18 protein-coding genes are annotated in these 22,652 nt (G+C 73.2%); 6 read left to right on the forward strand and 12 right to left on the reverse strand.

Translation table 11 applies throughout. From position 1 onward, the window contains the following. Positions 1 to 8: 8 nt before the first annotated feature. The 9 genes from ureG to EWV39_RS07455 all read right to left on the reverse strand — a co-directional run bounded on the left by ureG (position 9) and on the right by EWV39_RS07455 (position 8,449). Positions 9 to 923, reverse strand: a complete 915-nt coding sequence (gene ureG, locus EWV39_RS07415; RefSeq protein ID WP_129658255.1) for an urease accessory protein UreG — start codon at positions 921 to 923, stop codon at positions 9 to 11. Next, positions 916 to 1,554 (reverse strand): urease accessory protein UreF, encoded by a 639-nt coding sequence (locus EWV39_RS07420; RefSeq protein WP_202864904.1) that lies wholly within the window; start codon positions 1,552 to 1,554, stop codon positions 916 to 918. Before EWV39_RS07420 ends, ureG begins: the two co-directional genes overlap by 8 nt. Before the next feature lie 47 nt (positions 1,555 to 1,601). Continuing rightward, positions 1,602 to 3,329, reverse strand: a complete 1,728-nt coding sequence (locus EWV39_RS07425; protein ID WP_129658257.1) for an urease subunit alpha — start codon at positions 3,327 to 3,329, stop codon at positions 1,602 to 1,604. Next, complete coding sequence (ureB, locus tag EWV39_RS07430; protein WP_129658259.1) at positions 3,326 to 3,631, reverse strand: urease subunit beta; 306 nt, start codon at positions 3,629 to 3,631, stop codon at positions 3,326 to 3,328. The genes EWV39_RS07425 and ureB overlap by 4 nt, the downstream gene beginning before the upstream one ends. Further along, positions 3,628 to 3,930: an urease subunit gamma gene (locus EWV39_RS07435; RefSeq protein WP_129658261.1), complete on the reverse strand. Its 303-nt coding sequence runs from the start codon at positions 3,928 to 3,930 to the stop codon at positions 3,628 to 3,630. Before EWV39_RS07435 ends, ureB begins: the two co-directional genes overlap by 4 nt. Before the next feature lie 784 nt (positions 3,931 to 4,714). After that, positions 4,715 to 5,413 carry a glutamine amidotransferase gene (locus EWV39_RS07440; RefSeq protein ID WP_129658263.1) on the reverse strand — a complete coding sequence of 233 codons (699 nt, stop codon included), beginning with the start codon at positions 5,411 to 5,413 and terminating at the stop codon, positions 4,715 to 4,717. Further along, complete coding sequence (locus EWV39_RS07445) at positions 5,410 to 6,465, reverse strand: DMT family transporter (RefSeq protein WP_129658265.1); 1,056 nt, start codon at positions 6,463 to 6,465, stop codon at positions 5,410 to 5,412. Before EWV39_RS07445 ends, EWV39_RS07440 begins: the two co-directional genes overlap by 4 nt. Then, complete coding sequence (locus tag EWV39_RS07450) at positions 6,462 to 7,058, reverse strand: TetR/AcrR family transcriptional regulator (RefSeq protein ID WP_129658267.1); 597 nt, start codon at positions 7,056 to 7,058, stop codon at positions 6,462 to 6,464. The genes EWV39_RS07445 and EWV39_RS07450 overlap by 4 nt, the downstream gene beginning before the upstream one ends. Positions 7,059 to 7,189: 131 nt before the next feature. After that, positions 7,190 to 8,449 (reverse strand): amidohydrolase, encoded by a 1,260-nt coding sequence (locus tag EWV39_RS07455; RefSeq protein WP_129658269.1) that lies wholly within the window; start codon positions 8,447 to 8,449, stop codon positions 7,190 to 7,192. Between the two features lie 141 nt (positions 8,450 to 8,590). On the opposite strand from EWV39_RS07455, the gene EWV39_RS07460 reads away from it, so the two are divergent. The 3 genes from EWV39_RS07460 to EWV39_RS07470 all read left to right on the forward strand — a co-directional run bounded on the left by EWV39_RS07460 (position 8,591) and on the right by EWV39_RS07470 (position 14,004). After that, positions 8,591 to 9,625 carry an Lrp/AsnC family transcriptional regulator gene (locus EWV39_RS07460; protein ID WP_165313212.1) on the forward strand — a complete coding sequence of 345 codons (1,035 nt, stop codon included), beginning with the start codon at positions 8,591 to 8,593 and terminating at the stop codon, positions 9,623 to 9,625. Positions 9,626 to 10,122: 497 nt separating this feature from the next. Next, the gene (locus tag EWV39_RS07465; RefSeq protein WP_129658273.1) at positions 10,123 to 11,535 is read left to right on the forward strand and encodes a sugar porter family MFS transporter; all 1,413 of its coding nucleotides are present in this window, start codon (positions 10,123 to 10,125) and stop codon (positions 11,533 to 11,535) included. A gap of 300 nt (positions 11,536 to 11,835) precedes the next feature. After that, positions 11,836 to 14,004 carry a heavy metal translocating P-type ATPase gene (locus EWV39_RS07470; RefSeq protein ID WP_129658275.1) on the forward strand — a complete coding sequence of 723 codons (2,169 nt, stop codon included), beginning with the start codon at positions 11,836 to 11,838 and terminating at the stop codon, positions 14,002 to 14,004. A gap of 106 nt (positions 14,005 to 14,110) precedes the next feature. Here EWV39_RS07470 and EWV39_RS07475 read toward each other — a convergent pair whose 3' ends face one another. Then, a complete protein-coding gene (locus tag EWV39_RS07475) occupies positions 14,111 to 14,767 on the reverse strand; it encodes a TVP38/TMEM64 family protein (RefSeq protein WP_238148165.1) in 657 nt (218 codons plus the stop codon). 255 nt (positions 14,768 to 15,022) lie between these two features. Here EWV39_RS07475 and EWV39_RS07480 point away from each other — a divergent pair, with 255 nt between their 5' ends. Then, a complete protein-coding gene (locus EWV39_RS07480; RefSeq protein WP_193554694.1) occupies positions 15,023 to 17,209 on the forward strand; it encodes a glycoside hydrolase family 3 protein in 2,187 nt (728 codons plus the stop codon). A gap of 146 nt (positions 17,210 to 17,355) precedes the next feature. On the opposite strand, the gene EWV39_RS07485 is transcribed toward EWV39_RS07480, so the two are convergent. Beyond that, positions 17,356 to 19,095 (reverse strand): L-aspartate oxidase, encoded by a 1,740-nt coding sequence (locus tag EWV39_RS07485; RefSeq protein ID WP_129658277.1) that lies wholly within the window; start codon positions 19,093 to 19,095, stop codon positions 17,356 to 17,358. 77 nt (positions 19,096 to 19,172) lie between these two features. Here EWV39_RS07485 and EWV39_RS07490 point away from each other — a divergent pair, with 77 nt between their 5' ends. Together EWV39_RS07490 and EWV39_RS07495 are read left to right on the forward strand one after the other, a co-directional pair. Next, on the forward strand, positions 19,173 to 20,114 hold the full coding sequence (locus EWV39_RS07490; protein WP_129659201.1) for a LysR family transcriptional regulator: 942 nt from the start codon (positions 19,173 to 19,175) through the stop codon (positions 20,112 to 20,114). A gap of 336 nt (positions 20,115 to 20,450) precedes the next feature. After that, complete coding sequence (locus tag EWV39_RS07495) at positions 20,451 to 21,284, forward strand: siderophore-interacting protein (protein ID WP_129658279.1); 834 nt, start codon at positions 20,451 to 20,453, stop codon at positions 21,282 to 21,284. A 116-nt stretch (positions 21,285 to 21,400) separates the two neighbouring features. Here the strand turns inward: EWV39_RS07495 and EWV39_RS07500 are convergent, their stop codons facing one another. After that, positions 21,401 to 22,453 carry a zinc-dependent alcohol dehydrogenase family protein gene (locus EWV39_RS07500; RefSeq protein WP_129658281.1) on the reverse strand — a complete coding sequence of 351 codons (1,053 nt, stop codon included), beginning with the start codon at positions 22,451 to 22,453 and terminating at the stop codon, positions 21,401 to 21,403. Between the last annotated feature and the right edge of the window lie 199 nt (positions 22,454 to 22,652).

The following is a 22,652-nucleotide window of genomic DNA, read 5'->3' on the forward strand; positions in this document are numbered from 1 at the left end:
TGGGGCGGCTAATGCGCGGGGCCTTCCGGGGTCTCGTCCTGCCCGCGGGCGCCCTCCCTCCTGTGGGCCTCGTCCCGCCCCTGGGCCTCGTCCTTCCGATGGGACCCGTTCTCCCTGTGGGCCCCGTCCCGCCCGTGGGTCTCGTCCTCCCCGTGGGAGTGGACGTATCCCCCGCCCTCGCCGTCGGCGTGGAAGTGCGGGGCCATGGGGCCCGGGTCCACCGGCGTGTGCACCCCTGAGGAATGCCGCTCCATCAGGGCCAGGACCCATTCGCGCAGCGCCGCGACCGTGGGCTGGACGTTCTTGGACAGGGCCAGCACGGGGGCGCCGCCGCGTGCGGCGACGGCGTCGGCGACCATCCGGTCGACGTCGACCTCCACGTACGGGGCGATGTCGATCTTGTTGACCACCAGCAGGTCGGCCCGGCCGATCCCGGGGCCGCCCTTGCGGGCCACGTCTCCCCCGCCGGCGACGTCGAGCACGAAGATCTGGGCGTCCACGAGGGCGGGCGAGAACGTGGCGGTGAGGTTGTCCCCCCCGGACTCGACCAGCACGAGGTCCAGCGGGGAGAAGTCGGCTTCCAGGTCCTCGACGGCGAGCAGGTTGGTGGTGACGTCGTCGCGGATGGCGGTGTGCGGGCAGGCGCCGGTCTCCACCGCCCGGATCCGGTCCGGGTCCAGGACGCCGGCGGAGCGGAGGAAGCGGGCGTCCTCGTCGGTGTAGATGTCGTTGGTGATGACGCCGATGCGCAGCCGGTCCGCGAGGCTCCGGCAGATCGTGGCGATCAGGGAGGACTTGCCGGTGCCCACGGGACCCGCGACGCCCAGCCGGAGGGAGCGGTGCGGGACGGCCTCGGCGGCCGGGGCGGCGGATGTGGAGGTGGCAGCGGGCGTGGAGGTGGCGGGGACGGTGTTCTCAGGCACTGAAGAGTCTCCTGTCTCGGGCGGCGTGGGCCTGCGCCCACTGGTCGATCATGGGCGAGGACGGGGCGGGGATGGAGGCGGGGCCGGTGACGGGCAGGGCCTCGGCGAGGACGGCGTCGACCGTCCCGGCGATCCCGAGCACCCAGCCCGTCGCGGCGAAGGGGTCCCCGGGTTCGAGTTTGAGAGCGGCCGCGGCGACGGTCTGGGCGTCGTCGTAGCACATGGCGGTCACCAGCTCGGCTTCCGGGATCCCCCACACCGAGGCGATCAGCCCCATCGCGACGGCCCGGTGCGGGGACCGGCCGGCGACGCCCGGGCCCAGCTGCGCCGCGGCGGGGGCGAGGGAGCGCGCCAGCCGGATCAGGCCGCGGCCCAGCAGGGTGCTGGCGGCCCGCTGGGACTCGGCCGGCGTGCGGGCCTCCAGGGCCGTGGAGACCTCTGCGACCGTCCCGGCGTCCGGGTCCCGTGCGACGACGAGTGCCGCGGCGGCCTCGACCGTCCCCACGGTCAGCAGCCGGGAGCGGATGTAGGCCGGGATCTCCCCGGGCCGCAGCCCGTCCAGCAGCGCGGGCTCGAGCGAGGAGGAGAAGGCGTGCGCGCCGGTGGGCAACCGCGCGTCAGCCAGCAGCAACGTCACGATCCGCGCCGCGATCCCGGCCCCCGATGGCGTCCCCATGGTCAGAAGAGGCTGTAGCGCTGGGTCAGCGGCAGGGACGCGGCGGGGTGGTGCCCGACCTCCTCGCCGTCGATGCGGACGCGGAAGGTCTCCGGGTCGACGTCGATGCGCGGCGTCGCGGTGTTCAGCGGCAGGTCCGCCTTGCCCACCGCCCGGGTGTCCGCCACCGGCGTCAGGCTCCGCCGCAGCCCGAGCCGCTCCCCGAGGCCCTCGGCCAGCGCCAGCGGGGCGACGAAGGTGGTGGCCAGGTCCGCGCCGCTGGGCCCGTGACCGGCCAGCTGGCGGCGCATGAGCACCGGCTGGGGCGTGGGCAGCGAGGCGTTGGGGTCGCCCGTCTGCCCGGCCACGATCGAGCCGGCCTTGAGCACCGCGGAGGGTCGCGCCGCGAAGAAGGCGGGCGACCACAGGACCAGGTCCGCCAGCTTGCCGACCTCCACCGACCCGACGTGCTCCGAGATCCCGTGGGCGACGGCGGGGGCGATGGTGTACTTGGCGATGAACCGCCGCGCCCGCTCGTTGTCCGCCGGCTCGTCCCCGGCGTAGCCCTGCTGCCCCCTCAGGCGCTTCATGGCGTGGGCGACCTGCCAGGTCCGGGTGATGGTCTCGCCGATCCTGCCCATGGCCTGCGCGTCCGAGGAGGTGATCGAGATCGCGCCCATGTCGTGCAGGACGTCCTCGGCCATCATGGTGGTCCCGCGGATCCGCGACTCGGCGAAGGCCAGGTCCTCGGGGACCCGGGGGTCGAGGTGGTGGCAGACCATGAGCATGTCCAGGTGCTCCTCGACCGTGTTGACGGTCAGCGGGAGGGTGGGGTTGGTCGAGGCCGGGAGCACGTTCGGGTGCGCGGCGACCTCGATGATGTCCGGGGCGTGGCCTCCGCCGGCGCCCTCGGAGTGGAAGACGTGGATGCCGCGGCCGCCGACGGCTGCGAGGGTGTCCTGGACGAATCCGGCCTCGTTGAGGGAGTCGGCGTGCAGGGCGACCTGGACGCCGTACGCCTCGGCGGCGCGCAGGGCGGTGTCGATCGCGGCCGGCGTCGCGCCCCAGTCCTCGTGGACCTTGAGCCCGACGGCGCCCGCCGCGACCTGCTCCCGGCAGGCGGCGAGTGAGGCGGTGCTGCCCTTGCCGTAGACCAGGAAGTTCAGCGGGATGGTGTCCAGGCCGCGGTGGAGCGCGGCGAGGTGGGCTGGGCCGGGGGTCACGGTGGTGGCCTTGGTCCCCTCGGCCGGGCCGGTGCCCCCGCCGCCGACGGTCGTGATGCCGGAGGCCAGCGCCTCATGCAGGGCCTCGGGGCCCATCAGGTGTACGTGGGTGTCGATGCCGCCGGCGGTCAGGATCTTTCCCTCGCCGGCGAGGATCTCGGTGCCGGGGCCGATCGCCAGGTGGGGGTCGACGCCGTCGCTGATCTCCGGGTTGCCGGCCTTGCCGATGCCGGCGATGCGCCCGTCCTTGACCCCGACGTCGGCCTTGTACACGCCCGTGTGGTCCAGGATCAGCGCGTTGGTGATCACCAGGTCCGGCGCGCCGGGGACGTCGCCGGCGGGTGCGCTGAGGCGGGTGGACTGCGCCATAGACTCGCGGATGCTCTTCCCTCCGCCGAACACGACCTCCTCGCCGCCGAAGCAGAGGTCCCGCTCGGGGCTGATGAGCAGGTCGGTGTCGGCCAGGCGCACCCGATCCCCCACGGTGGGGCCGTAGAGGCGGGCGTACTCGGCGCGGGAGATCCTCATGCCGCGCCCCCGCCGAGGAGCCGGAGGCCGGGCACGACGGCGTTGCCCGCCAGGGCCACCGCTTCCACCTCACGGCTGGCCCCGGGCTCGAAGCGGACCGAGGTGCCCGCCGGGACGGCCAGGCGGTGGCCCCGGGCGGCCTCGCGGTCCAGCTCCAGCGCCGGGTTGGCCTGGGAGAGCTCGTAGTGGGAGCCGACCTGGACGGGCCGGTCGGCGAGATTGGTGATGACCAGGCGGCGCACGGGACGGCCGGCGAGCAGCTCGTGCTCGCCCTCGGCGGGGAGGATCTCGCCGGGGATCACGGGATGGGCTCCGTGATGGTGACCAGCTTGCGGCCGTCGGGGAAGGTCGCCTCGACCTGGATGTCGGCGATCATCTCCGGGACGCCCTCCATGACCTGCTCGCGGCGCAGCACGTGCCGGCCCTCGGCCATCAGCTCGGCCAGCGGGCGGCCGTCCCGCGCACCCTCGAGGGCCCAGCAGGAGATGAGCGCCACGGCCTCCGGGTGGTTGAGCAAGACGCCGCGGCCCAGGCGCTCGCGCGCGACCATGCCCGCCACGGAGAGCAGCAGCTTCTCGGTGTCTGACGGTGTGATCATCATGACGCTCATCGTGGCCCCGCGGTGTTTCGGGAACGTTTCGCGCAGCAGTGAGTTCCTTGGGCGCGGCCGGCGTCACAATGCGGCGCTTTCCGGTCCTGACTACCGCAGAAGCACCTTTTGGGGTACTACTTCCGTATGAGAGGGCGGGGAAAAGACCCGTCTGAGGTGGCAAAGGCGCTGAGGGACATGGGACGGATCATCGCGCGGTGCACGGCATCGCTGGCCGCTGCCTCGGCGCTCCTGCTGCTGCCGCCGTCCCGGCGGGACCGGGAGCCCGCGCCTCGGCCCGAAGTGCCCGTCTTCTGGGCTCCCGAGTGCCCCCGGCTGGAGGTCGTGCTCGTGGCCCCCTCGGGACCGGACGGGCCGCTGGAGGTGACGGGGACTCTGCGGCTCGGCGGGGAGGTCAGGAGGTTCCGGACGGGCGACCTCTGGGCCGGCGAGGAGACGAGCAGGCGCTTCCCAGCGCGCTCCGGCAGCGTGCCGGGCCCCGGCGGAACCGGCTCGCAGGCCTCGGGAAGGACCGGCTCGCCGGCCTCCGGTGGGGCCGAGACGCGGGTCTCCGGGAGGGCCGATGACGCCGGGACCTCGGGCGGCCCCTCCCTCTCCTGGGAGCTCTGCTGGCGAGGGCCCCCGGGACGCTGCGGGAGGGAGGAGGGCATCGCCCGCCTCGCCGGGAGGCCAGAGGGGCCTCCCGCGCCCCGTCCTTCGCCACGCGAGTGCGCGGCGCCGCGTCGGCCCTGAGGCGAGGCGCTCGGCTCCTCCCCACCGCCGGGCCTCCGCAGGCTCAGTCGAGCCGCTCCAGCCACGCCGAGAAGACCTCGTGGGCCTGGGACCTCAGGTCGGCGGCATAGTCCTGGGCCCCGCGTCGCATCTTCTCGACGTCGACCCCCTCGGAGGCGAGCTCGTGGGCATGACCCACCAGCCACGCCTCGATGTCCTCCGGCTCGACCTCGATGTGGAACTGGAGGCCCAGCAGCTTCTCCCCCAGCTGGAATGCCTGCATCGAGCAGGCGTCGGTCTCGGCCAGGCGCTCCGCGGAGTCGGGGACGGCGAAGGTCTCCGAGTGCCAGTGCAGCACCGGGCGCCCGTCCAGGGGAGCCAGCACCGAGTCCCGGCCCTCCTCGGTCAGCCGGAGGGGGCCGAAGCCGATCTCCGAGCGCTCCGCCGGGACGACCTCGGACCCCAGGGCCGCGGCCATCAGCTGCGCGCCGAGGCAGACGCCCAGCGTGGGCAGGTTGGACTGCACGCGCGTGGCGACGATCTCCCGCTCATTCTGCAGGAAGGGGTACCTTTCCGCGTCGTTGACGCCCAGGGGGCCGCCGAGGACGATCAGGAGGTCGGCCTCCTGCGCCTGGTTCGGCTCGATCGGGCCGACGGGGGCGTCGCAGTATTCGATCTCGTAGTCTCGGTGCCGCAGCTCGGCCTCCAGGAGGCCCAGGTCCTCGAAGGGGACGTGGCGGATGACGTAGGCGCTCTTGCTCATGGGGTCTCCTCGGAACGGACGTCGGCGCTTGCCGGGTGTGTTCCCAGCCTATCCGCCGGAGCCGCCTCCCCGTGAGTGGCGGTGCCCTCGGGAGCCGAGGGGCCGGCGGGTCCGGCCACGGCCGGCGTCGTCCCCGTCTCCGGCCGCGTCCCGGGCGGTGCGCCGCCGGCATTGGCCGGGGCCAGCGCCAGCACCGCGAGCACCAGCCCGATCAGCGCCAGGCCGGCCCACCCGGCCGGCTCAAGGCGCTCCCCCACCACCAGCACGGCCAGCACCGCGGCGACGGCCGGCTCGCTGAGGGTGACGGTGGTCGCCGTGCTGGCGGGCACCTTGGTCAGCCCGTAGCCGAAGAGCACGTACCCCAGGAACATCGGCACCAGCGCCATGTACGCGGCGACGCCGAGCGCCTCCGGCGTCGCCACCAGCGGCGCGCCGGTCAGCGCGAGGACCGGCATCAGCAGCAGGCCGCCGGCGCCGAAGATCGAGCCCATCGACGCCGCCCGCCCGACGCCGTCGCGCATGAGCCGCTGCGCCGCCCAGGAGTAGCCGGCGTAGGCGGTCCCGGCGAGCAGCCCCAGCGCGATGCCGCCCAGCATCGGCGCTCCGGAGGCGGAGGAGGACGCCGAGGAGACGCACAGCAGCGCGCTGCCCGCCGTCCCCAGGACCGCCGCGACCACCCACCAGCGGCTGAGCGCGCGGTGTTCGACCACCCGCTCCAGGACCCCGGAGGCCAGCGGCGCCGAGGCCAGGGAGACCACCGTCCCGATGGCCACCCCGGACAGGTGCATCGAGCTGTAGAAGGCGAGCGGGTAGACCGCCACCGCCAGGGCCCCGAGCGCGACGACGCCCGCCCGCCCTCGCAGCCTCGTCCGCGCGGACCACAGGGAGGGCAGGGCGATGAGCGCCTGCAGGAGGCCGCCGATGCCGAGCGAGGCCGCGCCGATCGCGAGGGGGCCGGCGTCGGGAGCGAAGGTGGCCGCGGTGCCGGTGGTGCCCCACAGGACGGCGGTGACGGTCAGGGCGCCGAGGCCGGCGAGCCGCCCCCGGTTCACAGCGCCCCCACGATCGCGGCGGCGAGGGCGCGGGCGCGCTCCAGCCGGGCGGGGGTGCCCTCGAGGCCAGCGCGGGCGACGCCGCCCTCGAGGAGCAGCGCGCACTGCTCCGCGGCGGCCGCGGCGGGCCCAGGCTCCGCGACCTCGGCCAGGCACTCGGCCAGGATCCGCTCGACCTGCTCCTTGTGGCGGCGCACCGCCTCCCGGCCGGGCGTTCCGGCGGGCAGCTCGGCGGCGGCGTTGAGGAGGCCGCAGCCGCGGAAGCCGCCGGCGTGCGCGTCCTCGGCGTGGTCGATGTAGGCGTCGAAGACGGCCAGCGCCCGCTCGAGCGGCGTCGCGGCCGCCTCGCTGCGGCGCCGGAGCAGCTCGAGCCACTCCTCGTGCCGCCGCTCGATGTAGGCGAGCACGAGATCGTCCTTGGAGGCGAAGTTGTTGTAGAGGCTCTGCTTCGCGACGCCGGCATCGGCGGTGATGGTGTCGATGCCGGTCGCGGTCATCCCCTCGGCGTAGAAGAGGCGGCCGGCCGCGGCGAGGATGCGCTCGCGCGCCGGGCTCGGCCGGGAGGGACGGCGCTGCTGCGGAAGGGTGGGCATGGGTGATCCTCTCAGGTCGTTAGGTAGACCAGTCTACCTAACGACCTGAGGGGCGGCCACCACGCCGGGACCGGGGCCGAGGGTCCGGGCGGCGCGGACGGACCGCCCGCGCCGCAGCCGTTGCCTCCGACTCACGCCTCCAGCGGCACCTGCGTCGCACCGGGCTCGCGGGCGGCCTGGGCCTCGAGGAGCTCGGAGCGCAGCTGCGGGTCCAGCGCAGCGTCCAGGGCGGTCAGCGCGATCACCGCGGCGCCGTCCAGCACGGCCTCGTCCGCCTCGGCGGTGATGGCGTCGGCTGCGAAGCTGGAGTGGTGCATGACGGCGTGGGAGCCGCGCACCGCGATCATGCCGTGGACCGTGGGGACCACCTGGGAGACGTTGCCCATGTCGGTGGAACCACCGCCGTCGACCGGGACGGGGTCGACCTCCCGGCCGCGCTTTTCCATGTTCGCGTCCCAGTACCGGCCGAGGCCCTCGTGCGTCAGCACGGGCGCGTAGGGGTGCTCGGTCTGCCGGTGCTCCCAGGAGCAGCCGGTGGCGACCGCAGCGCCCTCGAAGCAGGCCAGCACGCGCTGCTTCAGCGCGCGCCAGGTCTCGACGTCCTTGGCGCGCACCTCTGCCTGGAGCACCGCGGTGCCGGCGATCACGTTGGTGGCCGAGCCGCCGTCGGAGATGAAGGCGTTGGTGTTCGCGCCGGCCGGGAGGTGCTGGCGCAGGAAGGCCAGGTTCACCATCGCCAGGCTCGCGGCGGCCCCGGCGTTGATCGCCTCGAAGGGGGCACCGGCGGCGTGGGCCTCGCGCCCGGTGTAGACGACCTCGAAGCGCTCCACGGCGGTCATGGTCATGGACAGGACGCTGATGTCGCCGTCGGGCCGGCCGTGGACCATCAGGGAGAAGGCGGCGTCCTCCCAGGCGCCGGCGTTCAGCAGCGAGACCTTGCCGCCGCCGTGCTCCTCCGCGGGGGTGCCCAGCAACTTGATCCGCAGGCCCGCGGCGTCGGCCACGGAGCGCAGGGCCAGGGCGGCGCCGACGCCGGCGGAGGCGATGATGTTGTGGCCGCAGCCGTGGCCGATGTGGGGCAGGGCGTCGTACTCGGAGCAGATGACCACGGTCAGCTCGCCGCTGCCGTAGACCGCCTCCAGCGCGGTCTCCAGGCCGTAGGCCCCGCGCTCGACCTCGAAGCCGCCGGCCTCCAGCACCTCGGCGACCGCCGCCGCCGAGCGGTGCTCCTCCCAGGAGAGCTCCTCGAGCCCGTGGATGGTCCGGCTGAGCTGCAGGAGGTCCTCGCGGGAGTCCTCCACCGCCTCGGTAATGGCCGCGGCGAGCCGCTCGTGCTCGGAGGACCGCTCGTTCTCGGGCGAGGCGGCGGAGGTGGCGTCGTGGGGGGTCATGGGGATCCTTTCGCGGGTCGGACGGGGGCGGGCCGCGCCGGCCGCGGCGGGCGCAGCCGGTGACGGCGGACACTCCCATAGTCCTCGCACTGCGACTCCGCGGCATCCCATTGCACGTGTCGATGAATTATGCTGTTCGGCGTGCAAGAAGACCGGCTCGACCCCCTGGATGAGCGCATCATCCATGCCCTGCAGATCAACGGGAGGGCCCGCTGGAAGGACCTCTCCCCCGTACTGGGGGTCGACCCGGCGACGCTGTCCCGGCGGTGGGACGCACTGCGCGGCCGTGGCTTGGCGTGGGTCAGCGGCTACTTCCCGCAGCGCTCCGCGGGCGCGCTGGTCGACGTCGTCTGCGCCCCTCAGCGGGTCCGCGAGGTCGAGGAGAGCCTGCTGAGCATCCCGGAGGTCACCACGGTGGACCACACCTCGGGCGCGCGGGACATCCTCGCGACCGTGCTGACCGACACCCCGCGGGAGGTCTGGGAGGTGGCCACCGGGCGCATCGGCACCCTGCCGGGCGTGCGCGGCACCCAGAGCCACCTCATCACGACGCAGATCATGGAGGCCTCGAGCTGGCGGATCCGGGCGCTCTCCCCCGCGGAGGCCGCGCGCGTGCCCCTGCCCCGCCCGCCGCGCGGCAGGGCGCCGCGCACCCTGAGCCCCGACGTCGAGGCGGCCATCCGGTACGCCCTGCTGGAGGACGGGCGGGCCCCGGTCAGCCGGATCGCCCGCCGGTCCGGGCTCAGCGAGCAGCGCATCTCCGACGGGATCGCGCTCATGATCGCCCAGGGCGGGCTGAGGCTGCGCACCGACGTCGCGCGCACGGTGACCGGGTGGCCGATCTACGCGTGGCACTTCCTGAGGGTGCCCGCCAAGCTCGTCGCCCAGGCTCGGACCATCCTGCCGCAGGTCCCCGAGCTGCGCTCCGCCTTCGTCGTCGCCAGCCAGTACAACCTGGTCACGGCGGTCTGGCTGCGGGAGCTCGCGGACGTCACCCGCTTCGAGGCGGCCATGGAGTCGGTGCTGCCGGGGGCCCGGATCATGGACCGCAGCGTTGTGTTCTCCATGGGGAAGCACATGGGGCGGCTGTTGGACGGCGAGGGCCGGGCAACGCTGGGGTACGTCCATCCCCATCGCGACGGGGGCATGGCGGCTCCCGAACCCCAGGGGCGCTGAACGCGGCTCTGCCAGGAGCCTTCGCCGGAAGCAGGCTGGCCGCCGAGGGGCCTACTCCAACCACCGGCCCCGCCGAAGTGTTGGCAGCTGGCCGGGCCGTGGTTGGAGTGATGTAAATCAGCGGGATGAGGCTGGATCGCTGTCATACCAAGGAGCGGGGACATGTTCGGTACAACCGAGGCGGCGCCCCGAACGCTCGAAAGCATCCGGGACGCCTAGAGTTTTTGCTGACCCTGGCAGCTATCCATAGGGGGCCACGGTCTGCCAGAGACAAGTCGGGACCCTACCGACCCTTACAGTGTATCCCTTGGGCTACTCACCCTCGGCGAGCGCGCCGAGGCTCGGGTAGTTGGACTCGAGTTGATTGGCGGCCTCCAGCGCGGTGTGGGTGACCGCTGCGGCTTCTCCTCATGGCCGGGGCAACAGCCCCTCTGGACCGTTGACGACCGGCCGGAACGGTGATGGAGTGATATAAATCACTCTCCCTGGAGGCCGTCATGTCAGAGCACCAGAATCCGGCGGTGGAGGTCCCGCTCGGTCGGGTCGTCCTGGTCGCCGCCACGGCGGCCCTCGGCGGCTTCCTCTTCGGCTTCGACACGGCGGTGATCAACGGCGCGGTCGGGGCCATCGGCGAGCGGTTCGAGGCCTCGGGCTTCCTGCTCGGCTTCGCCGTCGCCTCGGCGCTCATCGGCTGCGCGGTCGGCGCCTGGTACGCCGGCCCCGTCGCGGACCGGCTCGGCCGCATCCGGGTGATGATCATCGCGGCGGCGCTCTTCGTCATCAGCTCGATCGGTTGCGGGGCGGCCTTCTCCATCTGGGACCTCTCCCTCTGGCGGGCGGTCGGCGGGCTCGGCGTCGGCGCGGCGTCGATCATCGCCCCGGCCTACATCGCAGAGGTCTCCCCGGCGGGCATCCGCGGCAGGCTGGGGTCGCTGCAGCAGCTGGCGATCGTCACCGGCATCTTCGTCGCGCTGCTAACCGCCTACGCGCTGGTCGCCGCGGCCGGCAGCGCCACCGCGCCGCTCTTCGGCATCGAGGCCTGGCGGCTGATGTTCCTCGCCGAGCTCGTGCCGGCGATCGTCTACGGCGTCCTCGCTTTTACCATCCCGGAGTCGCCGCGCTTCCTCATCTCCCGCGGGCAGCGGCAGAAGGCGCTGAAGGTCCTGAACCGCTACGTGGGCGGCGACGCGGAGCAGACCGCGGACGAGATCGAGAAGTCGTTCCGGGGACGCTCGGAGCGCCCTCGGCTCTCGATCCTGCGCGGACCCTCCGGACGCGTCTACCCGGTCGTGTGGACAGGCCTCGGCCTGGCGGTGCTCCAGCAGTTCACGGGGATCAACGTCATCTTCTACTACTCCTCGGTGCTGTGGCAGGCGGTCGGCTTCACCGAGCAGGACTCGCTGATCATCACCGTGATCACCTCCGTGACCAACATCCTCACCACGGTGGTGGCGATCCTGCTCATCGACAAGGTGGGCCGCAAGCCCCTGCTGCTGATCGGCTCGATCGGCCAGTTCGCCTCGCTCGCGGTCCTGGCGATCACCTTCGCCACGGCGCCGGTGGTCGGCGGGGAGCCGGTCCTCGAGGGGGCCGCGAGCCCGATCGCCCTGATCGCCGCCAACCTCTTCGTCGTCTTCTTCGGCTGCACCTGGGGGCCCATCATGTGGGTCATGCTCGGCGAGATGTTCCCCAACAAGATCCGGGTCATGGCGCTCGCGGTCGCCGGCGCCGCCCAGTGGGCCGCGAACTTCGCCGTCTCGACGACCTTCCCCGCCCTCTCCGAGATCGGGCTGGGCCTGGCCTACGGCGTGTACACCGCCTTCGCGTTCATCTCCATCTTCTTCGTCGCCCGGTTCATCCAGGAGACCAAGGGGCAGACCCTGGAGGAGCTCTCCGAGCGCGACGGGTAGGCGGGCGGTCCAGTGACGACGCGGAGGTCCGGCGACGACGCGACGCGGAGGGCTCGGAGGGGGGTCCGTCCCTTCCTCTTCGGTGTCCTCGCGCCGTCTCGTGCCCACGAGCCCGTTTCTCGTGCGCGCTCCTCGCCGACCGGGATCCTCCAGCCTTCCGACTCTGCGCCTGCTTTGCCCGCCCCGGGGATCGGCACCCGAGTCCCGATCTTCCGTTCACATTCTTGAAGCATACCCCTAGGGGGTATAGCGTGAGGAGGACAGACCCCTGGACGAGGAAGCAGGAGGGACGGAACGAGCATGAACGACCATCAGGCGGAGCACGGCGTGACGCGTACGGAAGGACCCGAGCACGCGGACCACGCCGGCCACCCGGCTCCCGACCACGACCACGACCACGACCACGACCACGACCACGGTAACCATGCCGGCCACGCAGGCCATGGCGACCACGCAGGCCATGGCGACCACGGGGGCCACATGGGCCACGCCGGGCACGGAGACCACGTCGGGCAGTTCCGGCGCCTGTTCTGGATCATGCTCGTCCTCGCCGTCCCCGTGGTGGCCTTCAACGGCATGTTCGCCGACCTCATCGGCTACTCCCTGCCCGACGCCGGCTGGGTCCGCTGGGTCTCCCCCGTGCTGGGCACCGTCATGTACGTCTGGGGCGGACGGCCGTTCCTGACCGGCGGGGTGAGCGAGCTCCGCTCCCGCCAGCCTGGCATGATGCTGCTGATCGCCCTGGCGATCACGGTCGCCTTCATCGCCTCCTGGGGCGCCAGCCTGCACCTGCTGGACCACGAGCTGGACTTCTGGTGGGAACTGGCGCTGCTGGTGGTCATCATGCTGCTGGGCCACTGGATCGAGATGCGCTCGCTGGCCCAGACCAGCTCGGCGCTGGACTCGCTGGCGGCCCTGCTGCCCGATCAGGCGGAGAGGGTCGAGGGCGAGGACGTCGTCACGGTCGACCCGGCGGAGCTGGCGGTGGGCGACGTCGTCGTCGTGCGTCCCGGCTCCTCGGTGCCCGCCGACGGCAGGATCGTCGATGGCGGGGCCAGCATGGACGAGTCCATGGTGACCGGGGAGTCCCGGACGGTGCGCCGCGAGGCCGGGGACCGCGTCGTCGCCGGCACCGTGGCCACCGACTCCGGCCTGAGGGTCGAGGTCACCGCGATCGGCGAGGACACCGCGCTGGCCGGCATCCGCAAGCTCGTCTCCGACGCCCAGGCCTCCTCCTCCCGCGCGCAGCGGATCGCGGACACCGCGGCCGCGTGGCTGTTCTGGTTCGCCCTGGGCTCGGCGGCGATCACGGCGCTGGTGTGGTCGCTGGTCGGGCTGCCGGACGACGCCGTGGTCCGCACCATCACCGTGCTGGTCATCGCCTGCCCCCACGCGCTGGGCCTGGCGATCCCGCTGGTGGTCTCCATCGCGACCGAGCGCGCGGCGAAGGCCGGCGTGCTGGTCAAGGACCGGCTGGCGCTGGAGTCGATGCGCACGGTGGACGCGGTGCTCTTCGACAAGACCGGGACGCTGACCAAGGGCGAACCCACCGTCACCGGGATCGAGGCCGTCGGCGAACGCTCCGAGGACGAGGTGCTCGCGCTGGCCGCCGCCGCGGAGGCCGACAGCGAGCATCCGCTGGCCCGCGCGATCACCGGCGCCGCCGGGGAGCGCGGCCTGGACGTGCCGGCGGCCTCGGACTTCTCCTCCTCCCCCGCTGTGGGGGTCAAGGCCGCCGTGGAGGGATCCGTGGCGGAGGTCGGCGGGCCGTACCTGCTGGAGCAGCGTCGTCGCGACGAGCTTCCCGTGGCCGAGCGGTGGCGCGGGGAGGGGGCGATCATCCTCCACGTCCTGCTCGACGGCGAGGTCCTCGGCGCCCTGCGGCTGGCCGACGAGATCCGGCCCGAGTCCCGCGAGGCCGTGGACGCGCTGCACGAGGCCGGCGCCCAGGTCGTCATGATCACCGGCGACGCGCAGGCGGTGGCCGATACCGTCGCAGGTCAGCTGGGCATCGACCGCGTCTTCGCCGGCGTGCGGCCCGAGGACAAGGCGGCCAAGGTCGCCGAGCTGCAGGGCGAGGGCCGCCGGGTCGCGATGGTCGGCGACGGCGTCAACGACGCCCCGGCGCTGGCCCAGGCCGACGTCGGCATCGCGATCGGCGCCGGCACCGACGTCGCGATCGGCTCGGCCGGGGTGATCCTGGCCTCCTCCGACCCGCGCTCGGTGCTCTCGGTGGTGGAGCTCTCCCGGGCCACCTTCCGGAAGATGAAGCAGAACCTGTGGTGGGCCGCCGGGTACAACCTGATCTCGGTGCCGCTGGCGGCGGGCGTCCTCGCCCCGGTGGGCTTCGTGCTGCCGATGAGCGTGGGGGCGATCCTGATGTCCGCCTCGACCGTGGTGGTGGCGCTCAACGCCCAGCTGCTGCGCCGGCTGGACCTCGACCCCGCGCGGCACGACGACGCCGGGTGAGGCCGGGGCGATGAGGCCGTCCGGGCGCTGCGGTGCCAGGTCCGGGGACCACCCCTGGCATGGTCCCGCCGCCCGGGCGCTCTCTCGTCGGGCGGCGGCGCTCGGCTCAGCCCCGCCGGCCCTCCCCGGGCAGCGGGCGCTTCGCGGTCCCCTTCCAGCTGCGGTAGGCCCACACGGTCATCACGATGACCACGGCCCAGGCGATCCCCACCACGATGCCGTGCACCACGGAGGGGGACGCGACGAAGACCCCGATGGCCACCAGCGAGATCTGCCCCGGAATCGCCGCGAGCCCGCTGGCGACCACGAAGTCCCGCTGGGAGACCCCGAAGGCCCCGCCGCCGTAGTTGACCGGCCAGTACGGCAGGCCCGGCAGCAGCCGCAGCATGAACACCGCTTGGAACCCGGCGTTCTCCAGCCGCTCCTCCACGACGCCGGCGTGGCGCCCGAGCAGCTTCTTGACGGTGCCCTTGCCGAGCCCGCGGGCGATCCAGTAGGCGCCCCAGCAGCCGATGAGCACCCCGACGATCGAGAGCACGCTGCCCTCGATGAGCCCGAAGAGCACTCCCCCGGCCACCGCCATGATGGTGACGGGGATGGGGGTGAGCGCGACGACGGCGTAGAGCGCCGTGAACACGATCCACGCCGCCCAGCCCCACCGGTCGAGGTCGGCCCGGAGGTCCTCGAGGGAGGGCAGGCGCACGTTGAAGGCCAGCCACACCATGCCGAGCAGAACCAGCACCAGCAGCGTGTTCCGGGCCACGGTCCCCCAGTGGGGGCCCTCTGACGATGCGGGTCGCTGTCCGTCATCTGGGCGCGCCGGTGGGCGGTTCTGCTCGTGGGTCATCCCCTCACTATATAGAGGACCGGGACCCGCTCTGGCCCCGCAGAGCCCGGTCCGGCTTGGGAGAGGAGCACCCGCGGCGCAGGATCGACAGGATGCCGGCGAGGCGGTAGAGCTGAAGGAGACAGGCGCCGCCGGGCCGGCGGCGCGGGCCAAGGATGAGGAGGACCGGAGATGGGCAGCGAACAGGACGTCGTCGAGGCCAGGTTCCGGGCCGCGGAGGACCCGTGGCCCTCGAGGGAGCAGGACGCGGCGGCCGCGGCCGAACTGGTCGGGCAGATGACCTTCGAGGAGAAGCTCGCCCTGCTCAGCGCGCCCATGGGCTACGGCCCCGGCGCGCCGGAGGACGCCGTCGGCTCCGCCGCGCGGGCGCAGGGGGTGCCCCGGCTCGGGGTGCCGGCCTGGGATGAGAGCGACGCGAGCCTGGGCGTGACGAATCCCATGTCGGTCCGGGGAGACGGCCCGGCCACCGCCTTCCCCAGCGGCCTCGCCCTGGGCGCCACCTTCGACCGTGGGCTCGCCGAGGCCCAGGGCCGGGCGATCGGCGTCGAGGCCCGCGCCGTCGGGATGAGCGTGCAGCTCGCCGGCGGCATGAACCTGGTCCGCGAGCCGCGGGGCGGGCGGAACTTCGAGTACCTCGGCGAGGACGCGCTGCTCACCGGCGTGCTGGCGGGGGCGAGCGTGCGCGGGATCCAGGAACAGGGGGTGATCTCCACTGTCAAGCACTTCGCGCTCAACCCCCAGGAGACGGGCCGGGTGATGGTCAGCTCCGACCTCGCCGAGCCGCAGCTGCGCGCCTCGGACCTGCTGGCCTTCCAGATCGCGCTCGAGCACGGTGGCCCGCGGGCGGTGATGAGCGGGTACAACCGGGTCAACCGGCTCTACGCCTCCGAGAACCCGTGGCTGCTGAACGGCGTGCTCAAGGGTGACTGGGGCTTCCGCGGCTTCGTCATGTCCGACTGGGGCGGCACCCACTCCGCCGCGGCGGCCGCGACGGCTGGCCTGGACCGGCAGTCCGGCTACCAGCTGGACACCCGGCACTTCTTCGGGGAGGAGCTGGAGGCCGCCGTCGAGGGCGGGCGCGTGCCGATGTCCCGGATCGACGACATGGCCGTCCGCATCCTGACCGCCCTCCTCTCCATCGGCGCGACGGGCGAGCGCAGGGGTGCCGGCGCCCCCTCGGAGGAGCAGCTGGCGGAGCACGCGGAGCTCGCCGAGCGGGTCGCCGCCTCCTCGATCGTGCTGCTGCGGAACGAGGAGGCCGTCCTGCCCCTGCCCGCCGACCTCCCGCGCCTGGTGGTGGTCGGGAAGCACGCGGACCGCGGCGTGCTGTCCGGAGGCGGCAGCTCGACCGTGACCCCGCCCGACGCCGTCCAGGAGGAGGGCTTCTCGATCGCCCAGATGTCCCTGCCGAAGGTCCTGCACCGGCCCGCCCCGCTCGACGAGCTGCGCCGCGCCCTGCCGGACACGGAGGTGGTCTTCCTGGAGGGGAGCCCCGGTCAGGTCGCCTCCTCGCTGCGGCGGGACGACACGGTGGTGGTGCTCGCCCAGCACTGGGCCACCGAGGGCCGGGACAACCCGGACCTGAGCCTGCAGGACGAGCAGGATGCCCTGATCTCCGCGGCGGCGCGGGCGGCCGGGCGGACCGTCGTCGTCCTGGAGACGCCGGGGCCGGTGCTGATGCCCTGGTTGGAGGAGGTCGACGCCGTCCTCGCCGCCTGGTACGGCGGCTCGGGCGGCGCCGGGGCCCTGGCCGCGGTCCTGACCGGGGCGGCCTCGCCCTCGGGCCGCCTGCCGCTGACCTTCCCGGCCGGCGAGGAGCAGCTCCCCCGGCGGGAGATGACCGACCCCGAGAGCACCACTTCGAATCCCGGCGAGCCGCGCACGGGGGGCTCCCCCGCGATCGACTACGACGTCGAGGGCGCGGACGTCGGCTACCGGTGGTACGAGCGCGAGGGCCTCGAGCCCCTCTTCTGGTTCGGCCACGGCCTGTCCTACACCTCGTTCTCCTACGAGGACGTGGAGATCGCGGCCGACGACGCCGGTGACCCCGCGGTGACCCTCACGGTGCGCAACTCCGGCGATCGCGCCGGCGTCGAGATCCCGCAGGTCTACCTCGCCCCGCCGGAGGGCACGGCGCGGCTCGTGGGATGGGCTCGGGTCGCCCTGGATCCCGGCCAGGCGCGGCGCGTGCGCATCGTCGCCGACGATCTCCGCTGCTACGCCCGGTACGACGTCGACGATCCGGGCTGGACGGTCGAGGAGGGGACGCACCGGGTCCGCCTGGCCCGCAGCGCCGCGCCCGGGGACGTCCTCGCCGAGTCCGCGCTCGAGCTGGGGGCCCGCCGGCTGCGGCCGTGAGCCGGGCCGGGGCTTGAGCCGCGAGCAGGGGCGCCCGTCAGAGCCAACGGGTGGCACGGTCACGACTTGAGCCGCAGGCCCGGGGGCGCGCCGTCGCGTCCCCGGGCCTGCGGCTCTCCGGCTGCGGGCGTGCCGCCCGCTCACCGCTACTCCACGAGCTTCCCCTCCGTGGAGACCTCCCGCATCAGCCCGGCGATCTCCTCGGAGACCGCTGGGATCGCCTCGCGGGTCACGCCTTCCGAGGGCGACCACACCAGGTTGACCTGCAGTGCCGGGTCCAGCTCGGGGTAGTCGCTGCGGTTGTGGCAGCCGCGGGTCTCACGCCGCTCCAGCGCCGCCTCGAGGGTGGCCCGGGCGGCCAGGACCGAGGACTTCAGGTCGAAGGCGTGGGCCAGGCCCTGGAAGCCGGCGATGTCCGGGTGGATCCCGACGTCGTCCATGCGCTCCTCGATCCGGCGCAGCTCCTCGAGCCCGGCCAGCAGCCCCTCCTCGTCCCTGACCACCCCGGCGTGCTCGGTCATGGTGTCCCGCAGGGCCCGCTGCAGCGCGCGCACGTTCTCGGTGCCGTCGGCGGCCAGCAGGTCCTCGATCTCCCGGCAGGCGGCGTCCACGGCGTCGGCAGAGCGGATCTGCGCCTCCAACCCCTCCGAGTGGCGCACGGCTGCCCGGCCCACGATGCGCCCGAAGACCAGCAGCTCGATGAGCGAGTTGCCGCCGAGCCGGTTGGCCCCGTGCAGCCCGCTCGCGGCCTCCCCGATGGCGTACAGGCCGGCGACGTCGGTGCTGTGGTCCTCCGGGTCCACCCACACCCCGCCCATGGAGTAGTGGGCGGTCGGCGCGATCTCGATCGGGGACGCGGTGATGTCCAGCATCTGCAGCTCCAGCAGCGTCTGGTAGACCCGCGGCAGCCGGTTCATGATCGTCTCGCGGGGCAGGTGGGAGACGTCGAGCCAGACCCCGCCGTTCTCCGTCCCGCGTCCCTCCTTGATCTCGGTGTAGGCGGCCAGCGCGACGCGGTCCCGGGTGGAGAGCTCGCGGCGCTCGGGATCGTAGCGGTCCATGAACCGCTCGCCCAGCGCGTTGCGCAGGATCCCGCCCTCGCCGCGCGCCGCCTCCGAGACGAGGGTGCCGGCGGCGTTCTCGGGCTCGAGGATGCCCGAGGGGTGGAACTGCACCAGCTCGGGGTCGCGCAGCCGGCCGCCCGCCTCCACCGCGAGGCGGAAGGAGTCGCCGGTGTTCTCGTCGCGCCGGGAGGAGGTGCGGCGCCAGATGCGGTTGTGGCCGCCGGCGGCGAGGATCACGGCGTCGGCTCGGATCAGGTACCGGGTGCCGTCGACGAGGTCGAATCCGTAGGCGCCGAAGACGACGCCGTCGCGCACCAGCAGCCGGGTGATGTAGACGGTGTCCAGGACCGGGACCTTCAGCTGCTCGGCGCGGCGCACGAGCGTGCGCTGGATCTCCAGGCCGGTGTAGTCGCCGGCGAAGGCGGTGCGCCGGTAGGTGTGGGCGCCGAAGAACCGCTGCGAGATCCTGCCATCCTCCTCGCGGGCGAAGCCCATGCCGTAGCGCTCGAGGTCCTCGATGCCCTCCTGGGCGCCGCGGGCCACGATCTCCACGGTGCGCGGATTGGCCAGCAGGTAGCTCTCCCTGATCGTGTCCGCGGCGTGCTGCTGCCAGCTGTCCGCCTCGTCCATGGTGCCCAGCGCCGCGTTGATGCCGCCGGCGGCCAGCGAGGTGTGGGCGTCGTGCCGGGGGCGCTTGCCGATGGCCAGCACGTCCACGCCCTGCTCGGCCACCTCGATCGCGGCGCGCAGGCCGGATCCGCCGGTGCCGATGACCAGGACGGTCGTGGAGATCTGACGTTCTGGGGTGCTCTGAGTAGTCATAGGGATCACCGTAGGGAGGCCCGGGTGATTACTCCAATGAATTATCTGAGTCGTTTCCATACACTGTTGCTATGACGATGAACCTGGAGCAGCTGCGCGGATTCCTCGAGGTGGCGCAGACCGGCCACTTCACCCGCGCCGCCGAGCGCCTGCACCTGGCCCAGCCCTCCCTGAGCCGGCAGGTCGCGACCCTCGAGCACGACCTCGGCGCCGAGCTCTTCCACCGGGCCCGCGGCCACATCTCGCTGACCGCGGCCGGCGAGGCCCTGCTGCCGCTCGCCCGGCGCATGCTCGCCGACGCCGAGACGGTGCGCCGCGAGATGGCCGAGCTGGCGGGCCTGCAGCGCGGCCGCGTGCGCCTGGGGGCGACGCCGACGCTGTGCGTGAGCCTGGCCGTGGAGGCGATCGCCGCCTTCCACGAGACGCATCCGGGCATCGAGCTGCACCTCACCGAGCGTGGCTCCCGGGACCTCCTGGCCGAGCTCTCCCAGGGTGCGCTGGACCTGGCGCTGGTGACCGTGCCGGCCGGGCGCACGGGGGCGAGCACGAGCCTGACGCGTGCGCCGCTGCTGGCGGAGGAGCTCGTCGTCGTCTCCTCGGCCGCGCTGCCGCCGGTCGGGGACGGGCCGGCGATCACCCTGGCCGAGCTGGCCCGGCTGCCGCAGATCGTCTTCCACGAGAGCTACGACCTGCGCGCCGAGACCGAGGCGGCGTTCCGGGCGGCGGGGCTGACCCCGCGCGTGGTGCTCGAGGGGCCGGAGATGGACGCCGTGCTGCGCTGCGTCGAGCGGGGGCTCGGCGTCGCCGTGGTGCCGGCGATGGTGCTGCTGGACCGCCCCGGGCTGCGCTCGATCCGGCTGACCGATCCGGCCCTGCGCCGGACCATCAGCCTGATCCACCGCTCCGACGTCCGGCCGACCCGCGCGGCGGAGGCGATGCGCCGGATTCTCGTGGAGACGGCCGACGACGTCGCCCGCCGGGACCGCGGCCACGCCGGCTTCCTGAGCCGGCCTGTCTGAGCCGACCGGCCTGAAGCAGGCAGCGAGGCCCGGCCGCCGCGAAGGCAGCCGCCGCAGAAGGTGCGGGAACTTCGCGGAGAAGCGCGGACGTGGGGAACGCCACGGCAGGGCCGGAGATCCCGCGGCGGGATGCCGGGATCGCCGCGAAGACAGCCGCCTGGCCCCGCTTCGAGGAGCGGCGGCCCGGGCCGGACCCGGTCCAGATGGCAGACGGCCCCTTCCCCCGGCGGCTCGCGCCAGTAGAGTCGATCTAGGTCGTCCAGCGCGTCCCCGCCGCGGAGCCCCGTCGGCGGGGCGGCCCGTCCGGGCGACTCCCGCAGTGTGGAAAGGAAGCCGATGACCGCCCCTCAGCCCCGCGCACGGCGCGCCCAGCGCCCCCAGATCGTCCTGGAGGTCCTGGAGCGCATCCAGCTGACCCCGCACCTGGTCCGCATCGTCGCCGGCGGCCCCGGGTTCTCCGCGGTGGAGGACAACGGGTTCACGGACGCCTACACCAAGATGCTCTTCCCCCACCCGGAGACCGACCTGACGCCGCCCTACGACATGGCCGCGCTGCGCGAGGAGCTCGCGCCCGAGCTGATGCCCGCGATGCGCACCTACACGATCCGCCGCTTCGACATGGAGCGGCGGCAGCTGTGGATCGACTTCGTGGTCCACGGCGAGGAGGGCGTCGCCGGCCCGTGGGCGGACTCCGCCCGGCCGGGCGACCCGGTGGTCCTCGGCGGGATCGGCGGCGGCTACGCCCCGGACCCCGAGGCCCGGTGGCACCTGCTGGCCGGCGACGAGTCCGCGGTCCCCGCGATCTCCTCCGCCCTGGAGCAGATGGACCGCGACGCCGTGGGCGTGGCGCTGCTCGAGGTCGACGGCGAGGCCGACCACCTCGAGATCGACGCCCCCGAGGGTGTGGAGGTGCGCTGGCTGCACCGCGACGGCCAGGAGCCGGGCACCAGCTCCCTGCTGATCGACGCCGTGCAAGCCGTCGAGTGGCGCGGCGACGGCGTGCGGGTCTTCGCCCACGGGGAGCGGGGTGCGATGAAGCTGCTGCGCCCCTACTTCACCGACACCCGCGGCCTCGACCGCTCCCAGCTCTCCCTCTCGGCCTACTGGGCCCACGGGCGCGTCGAGGACGCCTTCCAGAGCGAGAAGCGCGAGGCCATCGGCCAGATCTGAGGCCCGGGACCGGAGCGGCGAGGCGGGGTCTCACGCCCGACGTCGTCGCCCGGTCCTCGCGATCCGCAGGAGGCGAACCGCGGGCGGAGCCTGCGTCAGCTCAGTGGATCACAGGCTCACCGGATCAGGACCTTCAGCGCGTTCTCCTCGGCCGCGTTGCCGAAGACCTCGTAGGCGTCCAGGATCCGCTCGAACGGGAACTCGTGGGTGACGAACCGGTCGGCCGGCAGCTTCTTCCCGGCCACCAGCTTCAGCAGCATCGGCAGGGTGCTCGCGCTGACCAGGCCCATGGTGATCGCGATGTCGGAGATCCACAGGTCGTTGATCGCCAGCTCGACGGGCTTGCCGTGCACACCCATGTTGGCGACCGTCCCGCCGGGGCGGACGATCTCGGTCGCCGCGGTGAAGGTGGCCGGGATGCCGACCGCCTCCATCGCGACGTCGACCCCGAGCCCGTCCGTCAGCGCCCTCACCTGCTCCTGCCAGTCGTCCTCGCCGGAGTTCACGGTGTCGGTCGCGCCGAACTCCTCGGCCCGGGCCAGGCGGTTGTCGTCGAGGTCGACGGCGATCACCTTGGAGGGACCGTACAGCCGCGAGGTCATCACGGCGGCGAGCCCGACGGGCCCTGCCCCGATGACGGCGACGACGTCGCCCGGCTTGGTCCGCCCCTTCCGCACTCCGATCTCGAACCCGGTGGGCAGGATGTCGGAGAGGAGGATGCCCTCCGCGTCCGTCACGCCCTCCGGGACCTTGTAGACGGAGTTCTCTGCGAAGGGCACCCGCACGTACTCGGCCTGCGTGCCGTCGATGAGGTGGCCGAAGATCCAGCCGATGCCGGAGGCCCCCTCCTCGGCGAGGCAGTGGCTGTTCAGCCCCTGCTTGCAGTAGCTGCAGCGTCCGCAGGAGCTCACGCAGGCGAGGATCACCCGATCCCCCTCCTCGAGCCCCGCCACGCCGTCCCCGACCTCGGTGACGACGCCGATCCCCTCGTGCCCGAGGATCCGTCCGGGGGTGACCGCCGGGACGTCCCCCTTCAGGATGTGGAGGTCGGTGCCGCAGATGGTGGTGGCCTCCATCCGCACGATCACGTCGGTGGGCTGCTGGATCCGCGGGTCCGGCACCTCTTTCCAGTCCTTCTTGCCGGGGCCTTCGTATACCAGGGCCTTCATGGCTCGCTCCTTCGTCCTTCGACCAGGCGGCCGCCCGACGGAGCCTCGCCTCCGGTGGGGCGTGCGTCACGATCTATGACTGATCGTGATACGGATCACCCTACCCGACCGGAGGCGTCCACCCTCTCTGGGTCTTCACCGCTCCGGAAACCTGAGGCGCGGAATTCTCAGACGTATATCTACCCCATGGGTTAGCGGA

Source organism: Rothia halotolerans, from assembly GCF_004136635.1.
GTDB lineage: Bacteria > Actinomycetota > Actinomycetes > Actinomycetales > Micrococcaceae > Rothia > Rothia halotolerans.